17 protein-coding genes and 1 pseudogene are annotated in these 17,645 nt (G+C 44.1%); 13 read left to right on the top strand and 5 right to left on the bottom strand.

Annotated features, from left to right (window positions below; genetic code table 11):
- Positions 1-452 (top strand): annotated as a pseudogene (locus tag A0765_RS09240) (hypothetical protein); the annotation flags it as partial.
- A 54-nt stretch (positions 453-506) separates the two neighbouring features.
- On the opposite strand, the gene dusB reads toward A0765_RS09240, so the two are convergent.
- Positions 507-1,484: a tRNA dihydrouridine synthase DusB gene (dusB, locus tag A0765_RS09245; protein WP_015604400.1), complete on the bottom strand. Its 978-nt coding sequence runs from the start codon at positions 1,482-1,484 to the stop codon at positions 507-509.
- Positions 1,471-2,343: an Hsp33 family molecular chaperone HslO gene (gene hslO, locus A0765_RS09250; protein WP_062006256.1), complete on the bottom strand. Its 873-nt coding sequence runs from the start codon at positions 2,341-2,343 to the stop codon at positions 1,471-1,473. The genes dusB and hslO overlap by 14 nt, the downstream gene beginning before the upstream one ends.
- Before the next feature lie 226 nt (positions 2,344-2,569).
- Here hslO and A0765_RS09255 point away from each other — a divergent pair, with 226 nt between their 5' ends.
- Positions 2,570-2,791 (top strand): DUF4649 family protein, encoded by a 222-nt coding sequence (locus tag A0765_RS09255; RefSeq protein ID WP_062006258.1) that lies wholly within the window; start codon positions 2,570-2,572, stop codon positions 2,789-2,791.
- Between the two features lie 14 nt (positions 2,792-2,805).
- A complete protein-coding gene (gene trxA / locus A0765_RS09260; protein ID WP_062006260.1) occupies positions 2,806-3,120 on the top strand; it encodes a thioredoxin in 315 nt (104 codons plus the stop codon).
- A gap of 90 nt (positions 3,121-3,210) precedes the next feature.
- Here the strand turns inward: trxA and A0765_RS09265 are convergent, their stop codons facing one another.
- Positions 3,211-3,879 carry an MIP/aquaporin family protein gene (locus A0765_RS09265; protein ID WP_062006262.1) on the bottom strand — a complete coding sequence of 223 codons (669 nt, stop codon included), beginning with the start codon at positions 3,877-3,879 and terminating at the stop codon, positions 3,211-3,213.
- A gap of 221 nt (positions 3,880-4,100) precedes the next feature.
- Between A0765_RS09265 and A0765_RS10705 the strand changes: the two genes are divergently transcribed.
- The gene (locus A0765_RS10705) at positions 4,101-4,445 is read left to right on the top strand and encodes a hypothetical protein (RefSeq protein WP_062006265.1); all 345 of its coding nucleotides are present in this window, start codon (positions 4,101-4,103) and stop codon (positions 4,443-4,445) included.
- Between the two features lie 85 nt (positions 4,446-4,530).
- Here the strand turns inward: A0765_RS10705 and pepF are convergent, their stop codons facing one another.
- The gene (pepF, locus tag A0765_RS09275; protein WP_062006267.1) at positions 4,531-6,327 is read right to left on the bottom strand and encodes an oligoendopeptidase F; all 1,797 of its coding nucleotides are present in this window, start codon (positions 6,325-6,327) and stop codon (positions 4,531-4,533) included.
- Positions 6,328-6,695: 368 nt separating this feature from the next.
- Between pepF and pnp the strand changes: the two genes are divergently transcribed.
- The 7 genes from pnp (at position 6,696) to kimA (ending at position 14,904) form a co-directional block, all read left to right on the top strand.
- Entirely contained in the window at positions 6,696-8,894 is a 2,199-nt protein-coding gene (gene pnp, locus A0765_RS09280) for a polyribonucleotide nucleotidyltransferase (RefSeq protein WP_062006268.1), read from the top strand.
- An 89-nt stretch (positions 8,895-8,983) separates the two neighbouring features.
- Positions 8,984-9,601: a serine O-acetyltransferase gene (cysE, locus tag A0765_RS09285; RefSeq protein WP_005591130.1), complete on the top strand. Its 618-nt coding sequence runs from the start codon at positions 8,984-8,986 to the stop codon at positions 9,599-9,601.
- 125 nt (positions 9,602-9,726) lie between these two features.
- The gene (locus tag A0765_RS09290; protein ID WP_062006270.1) at positions 9,727-10,491 is read left to right on the top strand and encodes a nucleoside phosphorylase; all 765 of its coding nucleotides are present in this window, start codon (positions 9,727-9,729) and stop codon (positions 10,489-10,491) included.
- A gap of 8 nt (positions 10,492-10,499) precedes the next feature.
- Positions 10,500-11,021, top strand: a complete 522-nt coding sequence (locus tag A0765_RS09295; protein WP_000301974.1) for a dihydrofolate reductase family protein — start codon at positions 10,500-10,502, stop codon at positions 11,019-11,021.
- 17 nt (positions 11,022-11,038) lie between these two features.
- Positions 11,039-12,382, top strand: coding sequence for a cysteine--tRNA ligase (gene cysS, locus A0765_RS09300; RefSeq protein WP_062006272.1), 1,344 nt, complete (start codon positions 11,039-11,041; stop codon positions 12,380-12,382).
- Positions 12,375-12,767 (top strand): Mini-ribonuclease 3, encoded by a 393-nt coding sequence (locus A0765_RS09305; RefSeq protein ID WP_062006273.1) that lies wholly within the window; start codon positions 12,375-12,377, stop codon positions 12,765-12,767. Before cysS ends, A0765_RS09305 begins: the two co-directional genes overlap by 8 nt.
- A gap of 289 nt (positions 12,768-13,056) precedes the next feature.
- The gene (kimA, locus tag A0765_RS09310; protein WP_062006275.1) at positions 13,057-14,904 is read left to right on the top strand and encodes a potassium transporter KimA; all 1,848 of its coding nucleotides are present in this window, start codon (positions 13,057-13,059) and stop codon (positions 14,902-14,904) included.
- A gap of 79 nt (positions 14,905-14,983) precedes the next feature.
- Here kimA and A0765_RS09315 read toward each other — a convergent pair whose 3' ends face one another.
- On the bottom strand, positions 14,984-15,949 hold the full coding sequence (locus A0765_RS09315; RefSeq protein ID WP_062006278.1) for an aromatic acid exporter family protein: 966 nt from the start codon (positions 15,947-15,949) through the stop codon (positions 14,984-14,986).
- A 258-nt stretch (positions 15,950-16,207) separates the two neighbouring features.
- Here A0765_RS09315 and rpoE point away from each other — a divergent pair, with 258 nt between their 5' ends.
- Together rpoE and A0765_RS09325 are read left to right on the top strand one after the other, a co-directional pair.
- Positions 16,208-16,798 (top strand): DNA-directed RNA polymerase subunit delta, encoded by a 591-nt coding sequence (rpoE, locus tag A0765_RS09320; protein ID WP_015604416.1) that lies wholly within the window; start codon positions 16,208-16,210, stop codon positions 16,796-16,798.
- A 188-nt stretch (positions 16,799-16,986) separates the two neighbouring features.
- Positions 16,987-17,469 carry a sigma-70 RNA polymerase sigma factor region 4 domain-containing protein gene (locus tag A0765_RS09325; protein ID WP_062006280.1) on the top strand — a complete coding sequence of 161 codons (483 nt, stop codon included), beginning with the start codon at positions 16,987-16,989 and terminating at the stop codon, positions 17,467-17,469.
- The last annotated feature ends 176 nt before the right edge of the window (positions 17,470-17,645 follow it).

The raw sequence follows: 17,645 nt of genomic DNA on the forward strand, positions 1-17,645 counted from the left end.
CACAGGCTCAACCAAGCCAATCTCAACAAGCTCCTAGTCAACAAGCTACGCCGACTCAACCAACTAAACCCAATAAAGCGACTCAGCCAGCCCAACCGAGTCAACCAGTTCAAAATCCAGCCACTGATCGTCAGCTTCAAAACAAGCAGGCAGAAACAAATGCTCGCTATAAAGGCGTTTTGAATATGGTGGATGGAGATTTCTCTGCAGCTGCTGGTAGTTGGACAGATGCAGGAGGCAGTACAGTGACTGTTTCAGCAGGCGGACAATTTAGCGTCAAGTCAGCGAATGGAACTGTCAATACTTACCATGTTGCTTCATATGCCTATACTTTGGATGATGGTCGCTATACAGCTCAGCTGGGTTCTGCTGAGCCATCTGCTCCTAAATTGGGCATCCAAATCACTACTGGCGCTGACGGTAAAGTAGCTAGTGTTCAATTGATCAAATAAGAAAAAAGAAATAAAAAAGGAGGCACCTTTGTAAATGCTTCCTTTTTTATTTCTTTAATGTTGGAGTTGCAAGAGTTCCTCGATCTCTGCCAGGGTGCTAGCTTGTGAAATGGCACCGCGAAGTTTAGCTGCACCAGATGTCCCACGAAGGTAGTGGGGTGCTAGGCCACGAAATTCTCGGACAGCAATGTGCTCACCTTTGAGGTTAATCAAGCGTTTGAGGTGCTCATAAGCAATCTTCATCTTGTCCTCGAAGGTCAAGTCTGGCAGGATTTCGCCTGTTTCAAAATAGTGATTGATTTGGTTGAAGAGGTAGGGATTTCCCATAGCTGCGCGACCAATCATGACAGCATCAGCACCGACCTCTTCGATACGTTGCTTGGCTTCTTGCACGCTGCGGATATCGCCGTTAGCGATGAAGGGAATCTTGGTCAGGGCTTGGGCTACGTCATGCAAGGTTTCGAGGTCAGCATGCCCTGTGTACATTTGCTCACGGGTGCGACCGTGCATGGCTAAAGCTGAAACGCCAGCCGCTTCGGCTGCCAGAGCATTTTCTACAGCCAGTGAGCTGTCGGACCAACCTGTCCGCATCTTGACTGTCAGAGGAATATCCAAAACGGACTGAACCTTGTTAATGATTTTATAGATTTTCTCAGGATCCTTGAGCCACATAGCGCCAGCTTCGTTTTTGACGATTTTGTTGACTGGGCAGCCCATGTTGATATCGACGATATCCGTCTTGGTGTTTTCTTGGATAAATTCCGCTGCGCGGGCTAAACTGTCCTCGTCGCTACCGAAAAGCTGGATAGAAACGGGATTTTCGCCTTCATCGATATGAAGCATGTGAAGGGTTTTTTCGTTGTTGTATTGGATGCCCTTGTCAGAGACCATTTCCATCACGACCAGGCCGGCTCCTAACTCTTTGGCAATGGTTCGGAAAGCAGAGTTGGTTACACCGGCCATAGGCGCTAAAACCGTACGGTTGGGAATTTCAACATTCCCAATCATAAAAGGAGTATTAAGATTTGTCACGAATCAGTTCCTCCAAGTCATTTTGGTCAAAGTGATAGGCTGTCTGGCAGAATTGACAGATGATTTCAGCTCCGTGGTCTTGGTCACGCATCTCTTCTAAGTCAGCCTTTGGAAGTGTAGCCAAGGCATTCATGAAGCGCTCTTTGCTGCAGTCGCACTGGAAGCGAATTTCTTCTTCAGACAGGCGTTTGTAGGGCTCATCTCCATAGATGGCAGCCAGCAGAGCTTCAATGTGATCATCGGATTCTAGCAGTTTTGAGATAGCAGGCATTTTTTGGATCCGCTTCTCAAAGCGAGCAATATCAGCTTCTTTGGCACCAGGCAGAACTTGTACCAAGAAACCGCCAGCAACCTTGACTTTATCATGCTCATCCAAGAGGACATTAAGGCCAACTGCGGAAGGTGTTTGCTGACTTTCCGTCAAGTAGAAGGCTAGGTCTTCGCCGATTTCACCAGAGATGAGTGGCGTCATAGAATTGTAGGGATTGCCAGTGCCGTAGTCCGTGATAACCAAAAATTGACCAGAGCCGACAAAAGGGCCGACCAGAACTTCGCCAGTGGCTGTCTTTTTAATATCCACACCGGGATTTTGCACATAGCCCTTGACATTGCCCTCGGTATCTGCCACGGTGATGATGGCGCCTAGCGAGCTGCTACCAAGAACCTTGACGGTGATTTTGGTCTGGCCTTTTTCATTAGCCGCCAAAATTTGGCTGGCAATCAGTGTGCGGCCGAGTGCCACGGTAGAGCTTGCTTGAGTTTGATGTTTTTTTTGAGCGTTCCGAACCGTTTCTGTGCTATCCAGCACATAGGCACGGAAAGAACCGTTTTCTGAGATAGTTTTAATAATTTTGTCCATACCTTTTATTTTAACATAAAAATAAAAACAAACGTAGCCTTTGTGCTTGTTTTGTCAAAGATTTCTTCTTTACATTGTGCTAGAATCAAGTCAAACAAAAAGGAGAAGATGATTAATCAAAATTTAGAGGCGATCTAGCAGTGGCGGATGCGTTTGATTTGACAAATGTAACATTTTTGGTTACAATTAAATCATAAATTACGAATGGAATCAAAAAGGAGAGCTTATGATTGAAATTACTTATCTAGATGCAGCTAAGTCAGAACGGAAGATGACTTTCGAGTCTTATGAGGAGTTTGAACTATCCCAGCAAGCCTGCCTGATCGGGGTGGCGGATTATCATCCAGTTAAAAAGTTAGTTTATAATGGTCATGATTTGGACTACCATGGGACTTATGGAGATGTGTACTTTTTCCTGATGAAACAGGATTTGAGCCAATATAACTAAAAAGGAGAAATACAATGGCAAAAGCAATTACAGATGCAACATTTGAACAAGAAACAAGAGACGGTTTGGTCTTGGTAGACTTCTGGGCAACTTGGTGTGGTCCATGTCGTATGCAAGGTCCAATCTTGGATAAATTGTCTGAAGAACTTTCAGAAGATGTCTTGAAAATCGTTAAAATGGATGTAGATGAAAATCCAAACACAGCCCGTGCCTTTGGAATCATGTCTATCCCAACTCTTCTCTTCAAAAAAGACGGCCAAGTGGTGAAACAAGTTGCTGGAGTACACACAGCAGAACAAATCAAGGCGATTGTTGCTGAATTAAGTTAAAATCAAAGCACTTCCCATTCGAAACGGGGAGTGTTTTTGCATAGAAAAAGCCCTGTTCCTCAAACTGAGGACAGGACTCTTTTTTGTTTCTTATTCTTCTGTTCCAAGGCAGTTTTTAGCAACAAGAGCTGCAAGAACGCCACCAACGATTGGAGCAAGGATGAAAATCCATACTTGTTGAAGAGCAGCACCACCTACCAATACAGCAGGCGCTAAGCTACGAGCTGGGTTCACTGAAAGTCCAGTGATGTTCAATCCCACAAGGATCATAGCTGTCAATGACAAACCAATCACCAAACCAGCAATCGCACCATTTCCCTTGCTTTCTGAAGTCACGGTCATGATCACTAAAACAAACAAGAAAGTTGCGATGACTTCAAACAGGAAACCACCAAAGGCAGTTACACCGTTTGCCAAGGCATTTTCACCAAGACTAGCAGTTGACATGCCTGAGTTTGCCAAGAGGAAGAAGACTGCACCAGACGCAAGGAAAGCTCCAACCACTTGTCCAAGGATATAGTTGACAAGGTCTTGTGATGACAAGCGTTTGTTTACAAACATAGCGATTGAAACAGCTGGGTTCAAGTGAGCACCTGAAACAGTTCCGATTGAGAAAGCTGCTACCACGATTGCCAAACCAAATGCCAAAGCAATTCCAAGGTGTCCAAGACCTTCAACACCATTTCCAAAAACAACAGCTCCTGTTCCGATGAACACAAGCATGAATGTACCGATTAATTCAGCGACAAATTTTTTCATTTTCTATCTCCTTTTTTAAAAAATCTATGTATTAGTCTATCAAAACAAACAGGTGGATTCAAGAAAAGTGCTCTGAACATATATTTTGGCTGGAATATCCTTTGTTTATTACAGGAAAAATAGAGTAAATGGTCTATCTCCCAGTTTTTTTGTTGGAAAATATAGTTTTTAGGTTATAATAGGAAGAAGGTAAATTACAAGGTATAGAAAGGGCACTGTTTATGCTTGAGTCATTATCGCAGTTTGGCTTTATTTTGATGGTTTTTACACCGTTTATTGCGGTGCCGATTTTCTGTTTCTTTGTGGGCTGGATGATTCCTAGGTCGCAAATAACGGAAAAAAGCATCATGGCTGTATTAAGCTTTGTCCTTTTTTGCTTGGTTTTGATTTCATATTATGCTCCTCAACTGTTGGGAATGTTTTTTTGGGGGCTTATCTGGTTCTTTATTGGCCTCCTACGAGCTAAAAATTATAGCAAGTCACAGTTCTGGATAAGGTGGCTTATATTTAGCGTCTGTTTTACAATCTATATTTTGGTTTATCTATATTTCTTCAACCTTTTTTAAAAATTTAGCTTCAAATGTCATTTTAGGGACAGATTTATTGAATTATGTAAAAACAGACTGAGACAAAAATGTCTCAGTCTGTTTTTTATTCCTCCAACTCTTTACTGTAGGCAATAATCTGATCTACAGTATCTGACAAGAACTGAATGGTATCGCGAAGGGGTTTGTCTGTCGAAATATCTGCTCCGATAATCATAGCTGACTCAAGCGGAGTCTTGCTGCCACCAGATTTGAGCAGCTCCAGCCAGTCACGGGCACCATTTTCGTCATTTTTCAGGTGTAGGTAGCCGGCAGTAGAGATGACCAGACCAGCTGAGTATGTGTAGCTGTAAAGCCCCATGTAGTAGTGGGCCTGACGCATCCAAGTCAGGGCAGCATCGTCGTCAATCTCAACGGCATCGCCCCAGAATTCTGTCAAGACTTCTTTCATGATAGCGTTGAGTTTGCTTGCACCGAAGGTTCCGCCTTCTTCAATCAAAGTATAGACCTTGCGTTGGAAGGCAGCTTCCAGCAAGTGGGTGATGAAGTTGTGGAAGTAGGTATCCGTCAGACGGTGAGCCAGGGCAAAGCGTTTTTGGCGAGGGTTATCAAATTGGCGCTCCAGATAATCACTGAGTAGGAGCTCATTAAAGGTAGACGGCGCTTCCACATAGTAGGTGGACATGTGGGCGTTAAAGTAGCTTTGGTGATTGTCAGAGAAGATAAACTGACCAGAGTGGCCAATCTCGTGAATCAGAGTATAGACATCGCTCATACGTCCAGTCCAGCTCATAAGGACATAAGGGTGAACCCGATACGGATCCGCAGCATAGCCTCCAGAGTCCTTTCCAGCATTGGCCGCAAAGTCGACCCAGCGTTCCTCTTTATAGCGGGCAATTTCTTGACAATACTCTTGTCCGAGTGGCTCGACTGACTTCATGACGAGGTCGTAGGCGTCGTCAATGCTGACTTCAGGATTGAGCTCACTGTCCAAGTCCAGCTTCCAATCGGCAAAAGTCATTTTTTCAAGTCTGTTTACCTTAGCGACATGCTTGAGGTATTTCTGAGCTACTGGGGCAAATTCGATCATAATCAAGTCAATCTGTCGGTCAAACATAGAGCGATCAACTTCTTGCTCAGCCAGCAAGTAGTCAAAGACAGAGTCATAGCCCTTCATGTCAGCCAGTAATTTTTCAGACTTGACCTGAGCCAGATAGGAAGCTGCAGCGGCATTTTGGTGCTTGCGAAGGCCTTCAGAGAAAGAACGGAAAGATTTTTCGCGGATCTCTGCATTTTCATGGTTTTGGTAAAAATTCTCATAGGTGACAAAACTATTTTTGTAAACTTTTCCGTCTACTTCAAAGTCAGCCATGGCAAAGTCGCCAGCCCGCATCTTGGTGTAAATATCCTGTGGACTGTAAAAGACTTCACCTAGGTTGGTCAAGGCTTTTTCGACATCCGCTCCCAGATAGTGGGCTTTTTTGATTTTCGCTTGGCGAATGGCTGAAGTCAGATGGGGCTCTTGGCCTAGTCTTTCTAAAACAGCCTCGTCTGCACCGACCAGGGCGTCGTCAAAGAAGCTGAGTGCGACATTGGCCTCGGTCTCAAACTCCATGGCTGCTTGGGCAATCTGCGCAAAGCTCTCGTCGCCAAAGTCAGTGGTCTGTGGCATAAAGCCGTAGTTGCCGATGTGGCTGATTTGGATATAAATCTGCTCTAACTCAGCAAATGCCCGCTCAAAATCTTCGAAAGTGCTAAGCTTGCCTTGGTAATCACGGACGAATTTCTGGATGTCCTCTCTGGCCTTTTCGATGGCCCGCAGGAAGTCCTCTTGGTCTTGGTAAAGGGCCGTTAGGTCCCAGAGTTCATTTTCTGGAAATTCAGAACGATGTTTTTGTTCCATAGTGTACTCCTTTTGATTAAATAGCTATATTCAGTATAGCAAAAATTCCTTCAGAATGCCTTGCTTATAGGAAAAAATTAGGGAAATATGATTTCAGCAGTCTGCTTAGAAAAAAGAAAAATGGATTTTCAGTAATTTTATAGAAAAAAAGCCATTTCCATCCTTTTTCTTTTGGCTGAAATTGTGGTAAAATAGGGTCTGTACGTGCTTGATACAAAGATGAGGATATAAGAAGCTACTAAGACTATGAAATTAAAGTCAAAGTGCTAACCGAACACGTCCGATAAGTTGCTTAAGGGCTTCATATCTTGATCTTTGTAGCCAAGGCGTATGAAAAAATTTGAGCATGTGCTCGGCAAGGAGTCTTTATGACAAAACAAGTTTTTAAAACCGTTTTTGCAGGTCGTGAGCTGGTAGTTGAAACCGGTCAGGTTGCAAAGCAGGCAAATGGCAGTGCCGTTGTTCGATATGGAGAAAGTACCGTTTTAACTGCGGCAACCATGTCCAAAAAGATGGCTACTGGTGATTTTTTCCCATTGCAGGTCAACTATGAGGAAAAAATGTATGCAGCTGGGAAATATCCTGGCGGCTTTAACAAGCGCGAAGGCCGTCCATCAACAGATGCGACTTTGACTGCCCGCTTGATTGACCGTCCGATTCGCCCTATGTTTGCGGAAGGTTTCCGCAATGAAATTCAGGTTATCAATACCGTTCTTTCTTATGACGAAGATGCTTCGCCTCAAATGGCTGCTATGTTCGGTAGCTCTCTAGCTCTTTCTATCTCAGATATTCCTTTTAATGGCCCTATCGCAGGAGTTCAAGTCGGCTATGTAGATGGTGAATTTATCATCAACCCTAGCAAGGAACAAAAGGAAGTTTCGCTTTTGGAACTGACAGTGGCTGGTACCAAAGATGCTATCAACATGGTAGAGTCTGGAGCCAAGGAACTGTCTGAAGATATCATGTTGGAGGCTCTTCTCAAAGGACACGAAGCAGTCAAAGAATTGATTGCCTTCCAAGAAGAAATTGTCGCAGCAGTCGGCAAGGAAAAAGCAGAAGTAGAATTGTTGCATGTTGATGAAGAGCTGCAGGCAGAGATTGTCGCAGCCTACAACAGTGACTTGCAAAAGGCTGTTCAGGTAGAAGAAAAGCTGGCGCGTGAAGCCGCAACTCAGGCTGTCAAAGACCAAGTCACAGCAGTTTATGAAGAAAAATATGCAGACCACGAAGAATTCGACCGTATCATGCGTGATGTGGCTGAAATCTTGGAGCAAATGGAGCATGCAGAAGTGCGGCGTTTGATTACCGAAGATAAGGTCCGTCCTGATGGTCGTAAGGTTGATGAAATCCGTCCGCTGGATGCGGAAGTGGATTATCTACCGCGTGTGCATGGTTCTGGTCTCTTTACTCGCGGCCAAACCCAGGCCTTGTCTGTTCTGACCTTGGCACCAATGGGCGAAACGCAAATTGTGGACGGCTTGGATCCAGAATACAAGAAACGCTTCATGCACCACTATAATTTCCCGCAATATTCCGTCGGGGAGACAGGTCGTTATGGGGCTCCTGGCCGTCGTGAAATCGGACACGGTGCTCTTGGGGAGCGTGCCTTGGAGCAAGTCTTGCCTAGCTTGGAAGAGTTTCCTTACGCTATCCGCTTGGTAGCAGAAGTCTTGGAATCAAACGGTTCTTCCTCACAGGCCTCTATCTGTGCGGGCACTTTGGCTCTGATGGCCGGTGGTGTGCCGATTAAGGCACCGGTTGCCGGAATTGCCATGGGCTTGATTTCAGATGGCAGCAACTACACGGTTCTGACGGACATTCAAGGTTTGGAAGACCATTTTGGCGACATGGACTTTAAGGTAGCTGGTACCCGCGAAGGGATTACAGCCCTGCAGATGGATATTAAGATTGAAGGAATTACAGCCGAGATCCTGACAGAAGCTCTGGCTCAAGCCAAGAAAGCGCGTTTTGAAATTCTGGACTTGATTGAAGCGACGATTCCAGCTCCACGTCCTGAGTTGGCTCCAACTGCTCCGAAAATCGACACCATCAAGATTGATGTGGACAAGATTAAGATTGTTATCGGTAAAGGTGGAGAAACCATCGACAAGATTATCGCTGAGACTGGTGTTAAGATTGACATTGACGAAGAAGGAAATGTATCCATCTACTCTAGCGACCAAGACGCGATTAATCGTGCTAAGGAAATCATTGCTGGTTTGGTTCGTGAAGCTAAAGTGGATGAAGTTTACCATGCCAAGGTTGTTCGGATTGAGAAATTCGGTGCTTTTGTCAACCTCTTTGACAAGACCGATGCCCTCGTTCACATCTCTGAAATGGCTTGGACTCGAACCAACAATGTCGAAGACTTGGTACAAATTGGTGATTTTGTTGATGTTAAGGTCATTAAAATTGACGAAAAAGGCCGCGTAGATGCGTCTATGAAAGCTCTCTTGCCACGTCCACCTAAGCCAGACAAGCCAAAGAGAGACCACGATAAACATCAGGAAAAAGGGCATTTTCATAAGAAACATGAAGAAGCTCCTAAAACTAAATCGGAAGAATAATGAAAAGGGAGTGATCAGGCTCAATTACCTTACAAAGTTTCTTTGTGTAGGGCCTGCTCCCCTATTTTACCTAATGAAAGGAGAAGAAGATGGGCTGGTGGAAAGAAGCCATTGAGATTGTAAAAGAAAATGATCCAGCTGCTCGTACTTCGCTGGAGGTCATTCTGACTTATCCAGGTGTCAAGGCCTTGGCAGCCCACCGTCTTTCTCATTTCCTCTGGAAGAGAGGCTTTAAGCTACTGGCACGCATGCACAGCCAATTTTGGCGCTTTTGGACTCAGATTGAGATTCATCCAGGTGCTCAGATTGAGTCAGGTGTTTTCATTGACCATGGTGGTGGATTGGTTATCGGTGAAACGGCCATCGTGGAAAAGGGTGCGCTTCTGTATCATGGCGTGACCTTAGGCGGAACTGGTAAGGATACAGGGAAACGACATCCGACTGTGCGTAGGGGTGCCTTGGTCTCTGCTCATGCTCAAGTCATTGGCCCAGTTGAAATTGGTGAAAATGCCAAAGTTGGAGCTGGAGCAGTTGTTGTTGCAGATGTACCTAGTGATGTAACTGTAGTTGGTATCCCAGCTAAGATCGTGCGTGTTCATGGTCAGAAAGATGAGCCAACCATCCACGAGGTGGAAGAACAGCGAGAATATTATTTGGACAAGCTGGAGCATGCCCGCGAAGCCAGCCACCATTCGTCGGAGCTCTAAGAAAGACTTGTTTTGAACAGTAACAAGATATCTTACGGAGGTCTTGTCAAGAAATGCTTTAGCAAACTGTAACCCAATAGAAAAGATGAAAGAGGTTTTGCTGAAGCCTTAAAGAAAGAGAAGTTATGTTATTAGAGGAATTCGAAGATGTAGCTGGAGTTATTGAGCCAACAGATAGGCAGATTATGGACAAGGGTGAGGTATGCGAAACCATTATCCTGTCCTTTAATGGCGAAATTCTGAAACGTTTGATTGAGTCAGAAGAAGTCTATCCAGGAGGCTATTTGAAAAGCATCAACGGACAGCATCCATGGTATATTTATAGGCAAGGCCCTAGCAAGCTAGCAGTTATGTTGGCTCCAATTGGGGCTCCGTTGATAGTTGGCCAGCTGGAGGAGTTAGCGGCTAGAGGCTTCAAGAACTTCATTATTCTAGGTTCCTGTGGCGTTTTGGATCGCTCGATTGAGGCGGATAAGATTATCTTGCCGTCTGCTGCTTTGCGAGATGAAGGAACTAGCTATCACTATGCCCCACCGGGTGACGAAGTCGCTTATGACGAGTCTCTGCTGATCGAGCTGGAAGCCATCTTTGACAAGCACAATATCGAGCATATCCGCACTAAGTCTTGGACGACTGATGCCTTTTATCGGGAAACGCCTGATAAGGTCAAGCGTCGCTTGGCTGCTGGAGCCCAAGTGGTGGACATGGAAGCTTCAGCTATCATGGCTTGGAGTCAATTTCGCAAGAGTAAAGTCTATCAGTTCTTCTACACAGCTGACTATGTGGATCATCATAACCGAACCTGGGATGCCCGCCATGAAGAGCGGACAGCTGATGCCATGACTTTTTTCACTATCGCTTTGACAATAGCAAAGGAACTAGGAAGGTAACTACAAGAATGGCAGTATATTTTTACGGCTGTATCACCATGGATGGCTACTTGGCAGACAGCCAGCATAGGATAGACTGGCTGCATCAGCTTGGTTCTGTAGAAGATACAGGCTATGATGACTTTTACAGGCAAATGGATATCACCATCATGGGCAAGCGGACCTTTGAGGAAATCCAAGATTTGCAAGATGTAGAAAGTTTTTATCAAGCTACGGAAAACTATGTCTTTACGCATGATAGACACCTGCCTGTCAGCAATTACCAGCCAGTAGCTGGGGATGTGGTGGACTTTGTTCACCAGATTGACAAAGGCAAAAATGTCTTTGTGATTGGTGGTAATTCCTTGGTAGGACCGCTCTTGGATGCGGATCTTTTCGACCACCTCATTATTCAGATAGCGCCTCTTATCCTAGGAAAGGGGGTTCCCCTCTTTACCCAAGAGGAAGGGCAGCGCTTTTACCAACTGGATAGCCTCAGACAATTTGGCCCTTTTGCAGAGCTGGTTTTCAGCCGAAAAAGTCAGAAATAGAGAAGGGAGTGGACCGCATGATTAAAATTTACGACACCATGACCCGCAGCCTACGTGAATTTGTGCCCATTGAAGAGGGCAAGGTTCGCATGTATGTCTGCGGTCCGACGGTTTATAACTATATCCATGTCGGCAATGCCCGCTCAACAGTAGCTTTTGACACGGTTCGTCGCTATTTTGAGTATCGGGGATTTGATGTCAACTATATTTCCAATTTTACAGATGTAGATGATAAGATTATCCATCGCGCCAAGGAAGAAGGCATCACTCCCAAAGAAGTGGCTGACAAGTATATCGCTGCCTTTCGTGAGGATGTCTCGGCTCTGGGCGTGAAACCTGCGACTCGTCATCCGCGTGTTGTGGAGTTTATGGCTGACATCATCCGTTTTGTGGAGGATTTGATTGACAAGGGCTACGCCTATGAGTCAGAGGGCGATGTCTATTTCCGTGTGGAAAAGTCGCACAATTATGCCAAACTAGCCAACAAAACCTTGGCAGACTTGGAGTTGGGCGCTTCTGGTCGGACAGATGAGGAGACCGCTCGTAAGGAAAATCCGGTGGATTTTGCTCTCTGGAAGGCAGCTAAGCCGGGCGAGATTTCCTGGGACAGTCCTTGGGGACCTGGTCGTCCGGGCTGGCATATCGAGTGTTCGGTCATGTCGACAGAGATTTTGGGCGATACCATTGATATCCACGGTGGTGGGGCCGACTTGGAGTTTCCTCACCATACCAATGAAATCGCCCAATCAGAGGCCAAGACTGGCCAGACTTTTGCCAACTACTGGATGCATAATGGCTTTGTCAACATCGACGACGTCAAAATGTCCAAATCTCTAGGCAATTTTATCACTGTTCACGATGCCCTCAAGACCATTGATGGTCAGGTGCTGCGTTTCTTCTTTGCTACCCAGCATTACCGCAAGCCTATCAATTTCACAGAAAAAGCTGTTCATGATGCAGCGACTAATCTCAAATATTTGAAGAACACTTATGAGCAGCCTTTCACTGGTCAGGCAGACTCTGCTCAGCTTCAGGCCTTTCTGGACAAGTTCACCGCCGCAATGGACGAAGACTTCAATGCGGCTAACGGTATTACGGTTGTCTTCGAGCTGGCCAAGTGGATCAATTCTGGCAATTACACCGCTGAAGTTAAGGCAGCCTTTGCCAAGCTCTTAGAAGTTTTTGGTATCGTCTTTGTTGAGGAAGTTTTGGACGCGGACATTGAGCGCTTGATTGAGGAACGCCAAGCAGCGCGGGCTAATCGGGACTTTGCGACTGCAGACCGTATTCGGGATGAATTGGCCGCTCAGGGCATCAAGCTTTTGGATACTAAGGACGGAGTGAGGTGGACACGTGACTGATGTCAACCTGATTAACGGCATTGCCCTCGCCTTTGAGGGGGATGCTGTCTACTCCATGTATATCCGGAGGTACCTGATTTTTCAAGGTCTGACCAAGCCCAATCAGCTGCACAGGGAAGCGACTAAGTACGTTTCTGCCAAGGCTCAGGCTAATCTCATCTCTCTCATGCTGGAAGAAGGGATTCTGACGGAGAAGGAAGAGGATATCTACAAGCGCGGCCGCAATGCCAACAGCCACACCAAGGCTAAGAATACAGATATCGTCACCTATCGGATGTCTACCGGCTTTGAGGCAGTCATGGGCTACCTGCATATGACCGAAGCCATTGAGCGACTGGAAGAGCTGATTGACTGGTGTATTCGGAAGATAGAGACTTCGTTCTAATTCGCTGCTATCTTATTTATTCTGAGATAGAATTCTTTTACTAACAACCACTAGGATTTAAGAGATTTATATATCAAAGACGAGTTTTACATAAAGCTCGTTTTTTGATGCTCCTATATAAACAAGCATGTTGTCTACAGAAAAACTGGAAAATTTTATAGAAGATTGAGTTTAAAACTTTAAATATATAATTGGATGAAAAGTAGGAGATTGAAATTTATTTTCAGAAAAGTATTGACATGTTTTCTGAAAAGGAGTAGAATGGCTCATGTTTTTAAAGGAGGAACTTATGTTTTCCAAGCTAAAAGGCTTTTTTATTGGACGCCCATTAAAATCTGGAAAAGAGGGCGAAGATGGCCATTTATTGACTAAGATGCAAGCTTTAGCCATGCTCTCCAGTGACGCTTTATCTTCGATTGCTTATGGACCAGAGCAGGTTGTTTTAGTCTTGACTTCTGTTTCTGTTGGGGCCATTTGGTGGTCGCTTCCCATAGGAATTGTCGTATTGATTCTATTAGCGAGTTTAACGATTTCCTATCGTCAGGTCATTCATGCTTATCCTCAAGGAGGAGGAGCTTATATGGTGACGACAGAAAATCTATCTCCAACGGCAGGTTTGATTGCGGGCGGAAGCTTGCTGGTAGATTACATGTTGACGGTGGCCGTTTCGGTCGCTTCGGGAGCGGATGCAATTACCTCTGCGATTCCCGTCTTACACACTTACAATTTACATATTTCTATTTTCCTAGTTCTCTTGTTGATGCTAATGAATCTCCGAGGATTAAAAGAATCGGCCACTTCCTTGATGATTCCTGTCTATCTTTTTATTGTCAGCACCTTATTGTTGATTGGTTTTGGTTTTGTGCAAATCCTGACAGGAAATTTAGACTATCACGCAACTGCGAGCATTGGTAGTCCGATTACTGGAGTAAGTTTGATCTTGTTGCTTCGTGCTTTCACCAGCGGCTCTGCTTCCTTGACAGGAGTGGAAGCTATTTCCAATTCGGTTCCCTTTTTCAAGAAACCAAAAGCTCACAATGCCGCAGCCACCTTATCAATTATGGCTTTAATCCTAGGTATCATGTTTGCTGGTATTACCTTCTTGAATTATTGGATTGGCATCGTGCCTGTCAAAGGTGTAACGACCCTGGCTCAGATGGCGCAAGCGATTTTGGGAAGCTCTCCCCTTGGTCGCATCTTGTTCTATGTTTTCCAATTGTCAACTGCTTTGATCTTAGCAGTGGCAGCCAATACAGGCTTTTCAGCCTTTCCCATGCTCTCCTACAATATGGCTAAGAATAAATACATGCCTCATATGTACATGGAAAAAGGAGATCGGCTCAGCTATTCTAATGGCATTTTCACCCTGGCTTTTGGAGCTATTGCACTTTTGTTTATCTTTAAGGGAAATACAGAACGCTTGATTCCCCTGTACACGATTGGTGTATTCGTTCCCTTTGCTCTCTCCCAGACCGGCATGGTTGTCCATTGGAAGAAAAAATATGGAAATAATTTCTTGAAGCATTCGATTGCGAATATCCTTGGTGCGATCATTTGTTATGGGATTGTCCTTATCTTGCTCTTGTTCCGTCTTCAAGATATTTGGCCTTTCTTTCCTATTATCATCGTCTTGACTTGGCTGTTCTTGTCTATCAAGCAGCATTATAATAGAGTTGCTAAACAGTTGAGATTGCATGACCACATTGAGCGTCAGAACTACACTGGTAATACAGTAATTGTCCTGGTCGGGAATGTTACTAGAGTCAGTGTTGGTGCGATGAGCTATGCTCGCAGTATCGGAGATGAAGTCGTAGCAATGCACGTTTCAACAGCAGAAACTGCTGAAAAAGATGCTGAAGTCGCCGAGGAATTTGCTGACTACTTCCCTGATATTCGTTTTGAGACAGTTACGACTAGCTACCGCAATATCATTAGTCCGACAGTTCAGTATGTGATTAAAGTGGCCAAGCGAGCCAAAAACGAAGGCCGAACAGTGACGGTCCTAGTACCTCAATTTATACCTAAAAAGAGATGGCAAAATGTCTTGCATAACCAGATGAGTTTAAAATTAAAATACTATTTGAAATGGTATGAGGATGTCGTGGTTGCAAGTTATTCTTATCACTTAAAAGAATGAGCGATTGCTTTTGCTTAATTAGAAAAAGGAGTTGAAGATTTTTCAACTCCTTTTATTATTTATTGGAAATGGCACAGAGCTAATTTGCTTGCACCTTTTGGTAATTTTGATAAAATTCTACCTTGATCTTAATAAAAGTCTCCAAGTCTCGTAAAAGTTGTAGAAGTGTGGCACGAGTTTCAAATTCTTGCCGAGTCTTAGGAAGTGGGCGTTCGCGAAAAACATCCAAACAGGCTTCGATTTCTTCAACTAGTTCGTGAGCGGGATTTTCTTGACTAAGTTGCTGGGCTGTCTTGGAGAAAAGACGTGCTAAAATCAAGCTCTCACTGGCTGCCAACTGACAGTTGTTGATATTTCCTGCCATGTCTTCTAGAATGCGATTCTGCGCCTGCCGCATTTCAAAATAATGAATATGGTAGTTGGTCTGATGAAAGAGGTGGTTGGAATGGTCCAAATAAACTAGTTCTAAGGCTTCTTGAAGGATAATATCCAGTTCCTTGATTAGAGTTGCATCGTTTCGACCGTCTCCAGCTTTTAAGAAATATTCAAAACGCAGTAGGATTTTCTTCAGTTGCTCTTCAACTTGAATATGATAGTTATCAATATCTTGCTGGTTTGAAGCCATATATAAATTAGCTAGGAGAGCGAATCCCGTTCCGATGAGGAAGACAGCCATTTCATTGGCTAGAAGAGACCAAGAAACAGAATGGGCTAGCAGCAGATGGGTAACCAAAACTGTGCTGGGGGTGATGCCTATTTCCCAGCCAAAGAGATAAGCTAAGGGAACGTAGAGCAAGATATAAATCCCTAAGCTCCAAAGGTTAAATCCTAGAAGGATGAAAGATAAGCTCCCGATGGCTAGTGCTAAAATAGTAGACAAGAGGCGGTTGCGGGCTAGTTTGATAGTGCTTCTGCGGGTGTCAGAAACACTGAGGATAGCAATAATACCGGCTGATATAGCATTGCTTAAACCTAAAAAAGCAGCTAGAGCCGCAGCAAGACATGTTGCAAGAGCTAGTTTGATGGTACGTTGGAGGAGAGGCATAAGCTTCTTTCTATTTCATAAAGTTTTATCTATTATATCACATGATTAGTCGTAGACATGTGAGCACAATATGTCAATGTTTAAAAATTGCAGAAAGGTGCTGCTCCATAGATGCTACGATTATGGTAGAATGACTGGAGTTGAAAAGTCGGATAGTCTAGGTGAAATTTTTTTGACTAGACGACAAATTTATCGTACAATAGAAAGTAGCGAAAAAATGCCTGGCTAAATGCCTGTGTAATCTTAAGGAGAATAACTTTGGAATTAGAAGTATTTGCAGGACAAGAAAAAAGTGAGCTTTCGATGATTGAGGTAGCACGTGCCATCTTAGAATTGCGCGGGCGTGACCATGAAATGTATTTCGATGAGCTTGTCAATGAAATTCAAAATTATCTGGAAAAATCAAATAGCGAGATCCGAGAAGCGCTGCCTCTATTTTACACAGAACTGAATGTAGATGGCAGTTTCATCCCACTTGGCGATAATAAATGGGGTCTTCGTTCTTGGTATGCGATTGACGAAGTCGATGAAGAAATCATCGCTTTGGAAGAAACGGACGAGGAAGACGAGCCTAAGAAACGCAAGAAAAAACGCGTTAATGCCTTTATGGATGGCGATGAGGATGCGATTGATTACAGCGATGATGATCCTGAAGATGAGGACTCTTATGAAGAGGATCCAGCTCTTTCATACGATGAAGACAATCCAGATGATGAAAAGAGTGAGGTTGAAGCCTACGATGCTGAAATCAATGAAATAGCTCCAGATGATCTCGGCGAAGAAGTTGAGTTAAATGAAGAAGACGATGAATATTCTGACGATGATCAGGATGTTGAAGACGAAGAATAATATCCAGAAAACAACTGCTTTTTGAAGCAGTTGTTTTTGCGTTCTAACATGTCTTAAAATGATCCTGAGATGTCATAGATATTTTTGTGAGGTACCAGTTAGGGTATAGAATAGACAGGATGGAGGAATACTCCCTGAAGGAGAAGATTTTCTTGTAGAATCATATTATCAAAGAAAAAGGAGATAACATGAACTTCAAGGAACGCTATGAGAAAGTGCAGTGGATTGTCCGGCGCTGTGCACGAGATTATTATGTACATTTATGGGAGAGTAGTGACTGGGAACAAGAAGGTATGCTGGTTTATCACCAGCTGGAAGAAAGTCATCCAGATATCAGTCAAGACGAAAGTCGCCTCTATCGCTACTTCAAGACAAAATTTCGGAATCATATTCATGACATACTTCGCAAGCAAGAGAGCCAAAAACGCCGCTTTGACCGTCAATGCTATGAGGAAGTCAGCACCATTAGTCATAGACTGAGCAAGCGCGAACTAGCCTTAGATGATTTGGTTGCTCTTCGAAGTTCGTTAGCAGCCTACACTTCCAAGTTAGACAAAGAACAACTAGACTTATACCACCGCTTACTAGGTGACGAACGGTTTAAGGGACGTAAAAGACTGTTGCGAGAGTTAGAGGAATATTTAAGCGACTTTAACAGCACGGTGATATAGAGAATAAGGGAGAGGTAAGAAGAGGTTGCCTTTCCCTTTTAGTTATTGATTTATCAGTGATATTGATTGTGTTAGGAAATAAATTTGTAAAAAAGATAAAAAAATTTCAAAAAAGTGTTGACAAGGGAATAGATAGGTGATATACTAATATAGTTGTCGCTTGAGAGAGCGATAAA

It is taken from the genome of Streptococcus cristatus (assembly GCF_001588905.1).
Classification (GTDB): Bacteria; Bacillota; Bacilli; order Lactobacillales; family Streptococcaceae; genus Streptococcus; species Streptococcus cristatus_N.

Coding starts and splice junctions, on each gene's coding strand:
- cysS (WP_062006272.1), top strand. CDS start 11,039: ATGATTAAAATTTACGACACCATGACCCGCAGCCTACGTGAATTTGTG.
- kimA (WP_062006275.1), top strand. CDS start 13,057: ATGTTTTCCAAGCTAAAAGGCTTTTTTATTGGACGCCCATTAAAATCT.
- A0765_RS09295 (WP_000301974.1), top strand. CDS start 10,500: ATGGCAGTATATTTTTACGGCTGTATCACCATGGATGGCTACTTGGCA.
- A0765_RS09255 (WP_062006258.1), top strand. CDS start 2,570: ATGATTGAAATTACTTATCTAGATGCAGCTAAGTCAGAACGGAAGATG.
- A0765_RS09265 (WP_062006262.1), bottom strand. CDS start 3,879: ATGAAAAAATTTGTCGCTGAATTAATCGGTACATTCATGCTTGTGTTC.
- hslO (WP_062006256.1), bottom strand. CDS start 2,343: ATGGACAAAATTATTAAAACTATCTCAGAAAACGGTTCTTTCCGTGCC.
- A0765_RS10705 (WP_062006265.1), top strand. CDS start 4,101: ATGCTTGAGTCATTATCGCAGTTTGGCTTTATTTTGATGGTTTTTACA.
- trxA (WP_062006260.1), top strand. CDS start 2,806: ATGGCAAAAGCAATTACAGATGCAACATTTGAACAAGAAACAAGAGAC.
- pepF (WP_062006267.1), bottom strand. CDS start 6,327: ATGGAACAAAAACATCGTTCTGAATTTCCAGAAAATGAACTCTGGGAC.
- cysE (WP_005591130.1), top strand. CDS start 8,984: ATGGGCTGGTGGAAAGAAGCCATTGAGATTGTAAAAGAAAATGATCCA.
- A0765_RS09290 (WP_062006270.1), top strand. CDS start 9,727: ATGTTATTAGAGGAATTCGAAGATGTAGCTGGAGTTATTGAGCCAACA.
- pnp (WP_062006268.1), top strand. CDS start 6,696: ATGACAAAACAAGTTTTTAAAACCGTTTTTGCAGGTCGTGAGCTGGTA.
- A0765_RS09325 (WP_062006280.1), top strand. CDS start 16,987: ATGAACTTCAAGGAACGCTATGAGAAAGTGCAGTGGATTGTCCGGCGC.
- A0765_RS09315 (WP_062006278.1), bottom strand. CDS start 15,949: ATGCCTCTCCTCCAACGTACCATCAAACTAGCTCTTGCAACATGTCTT.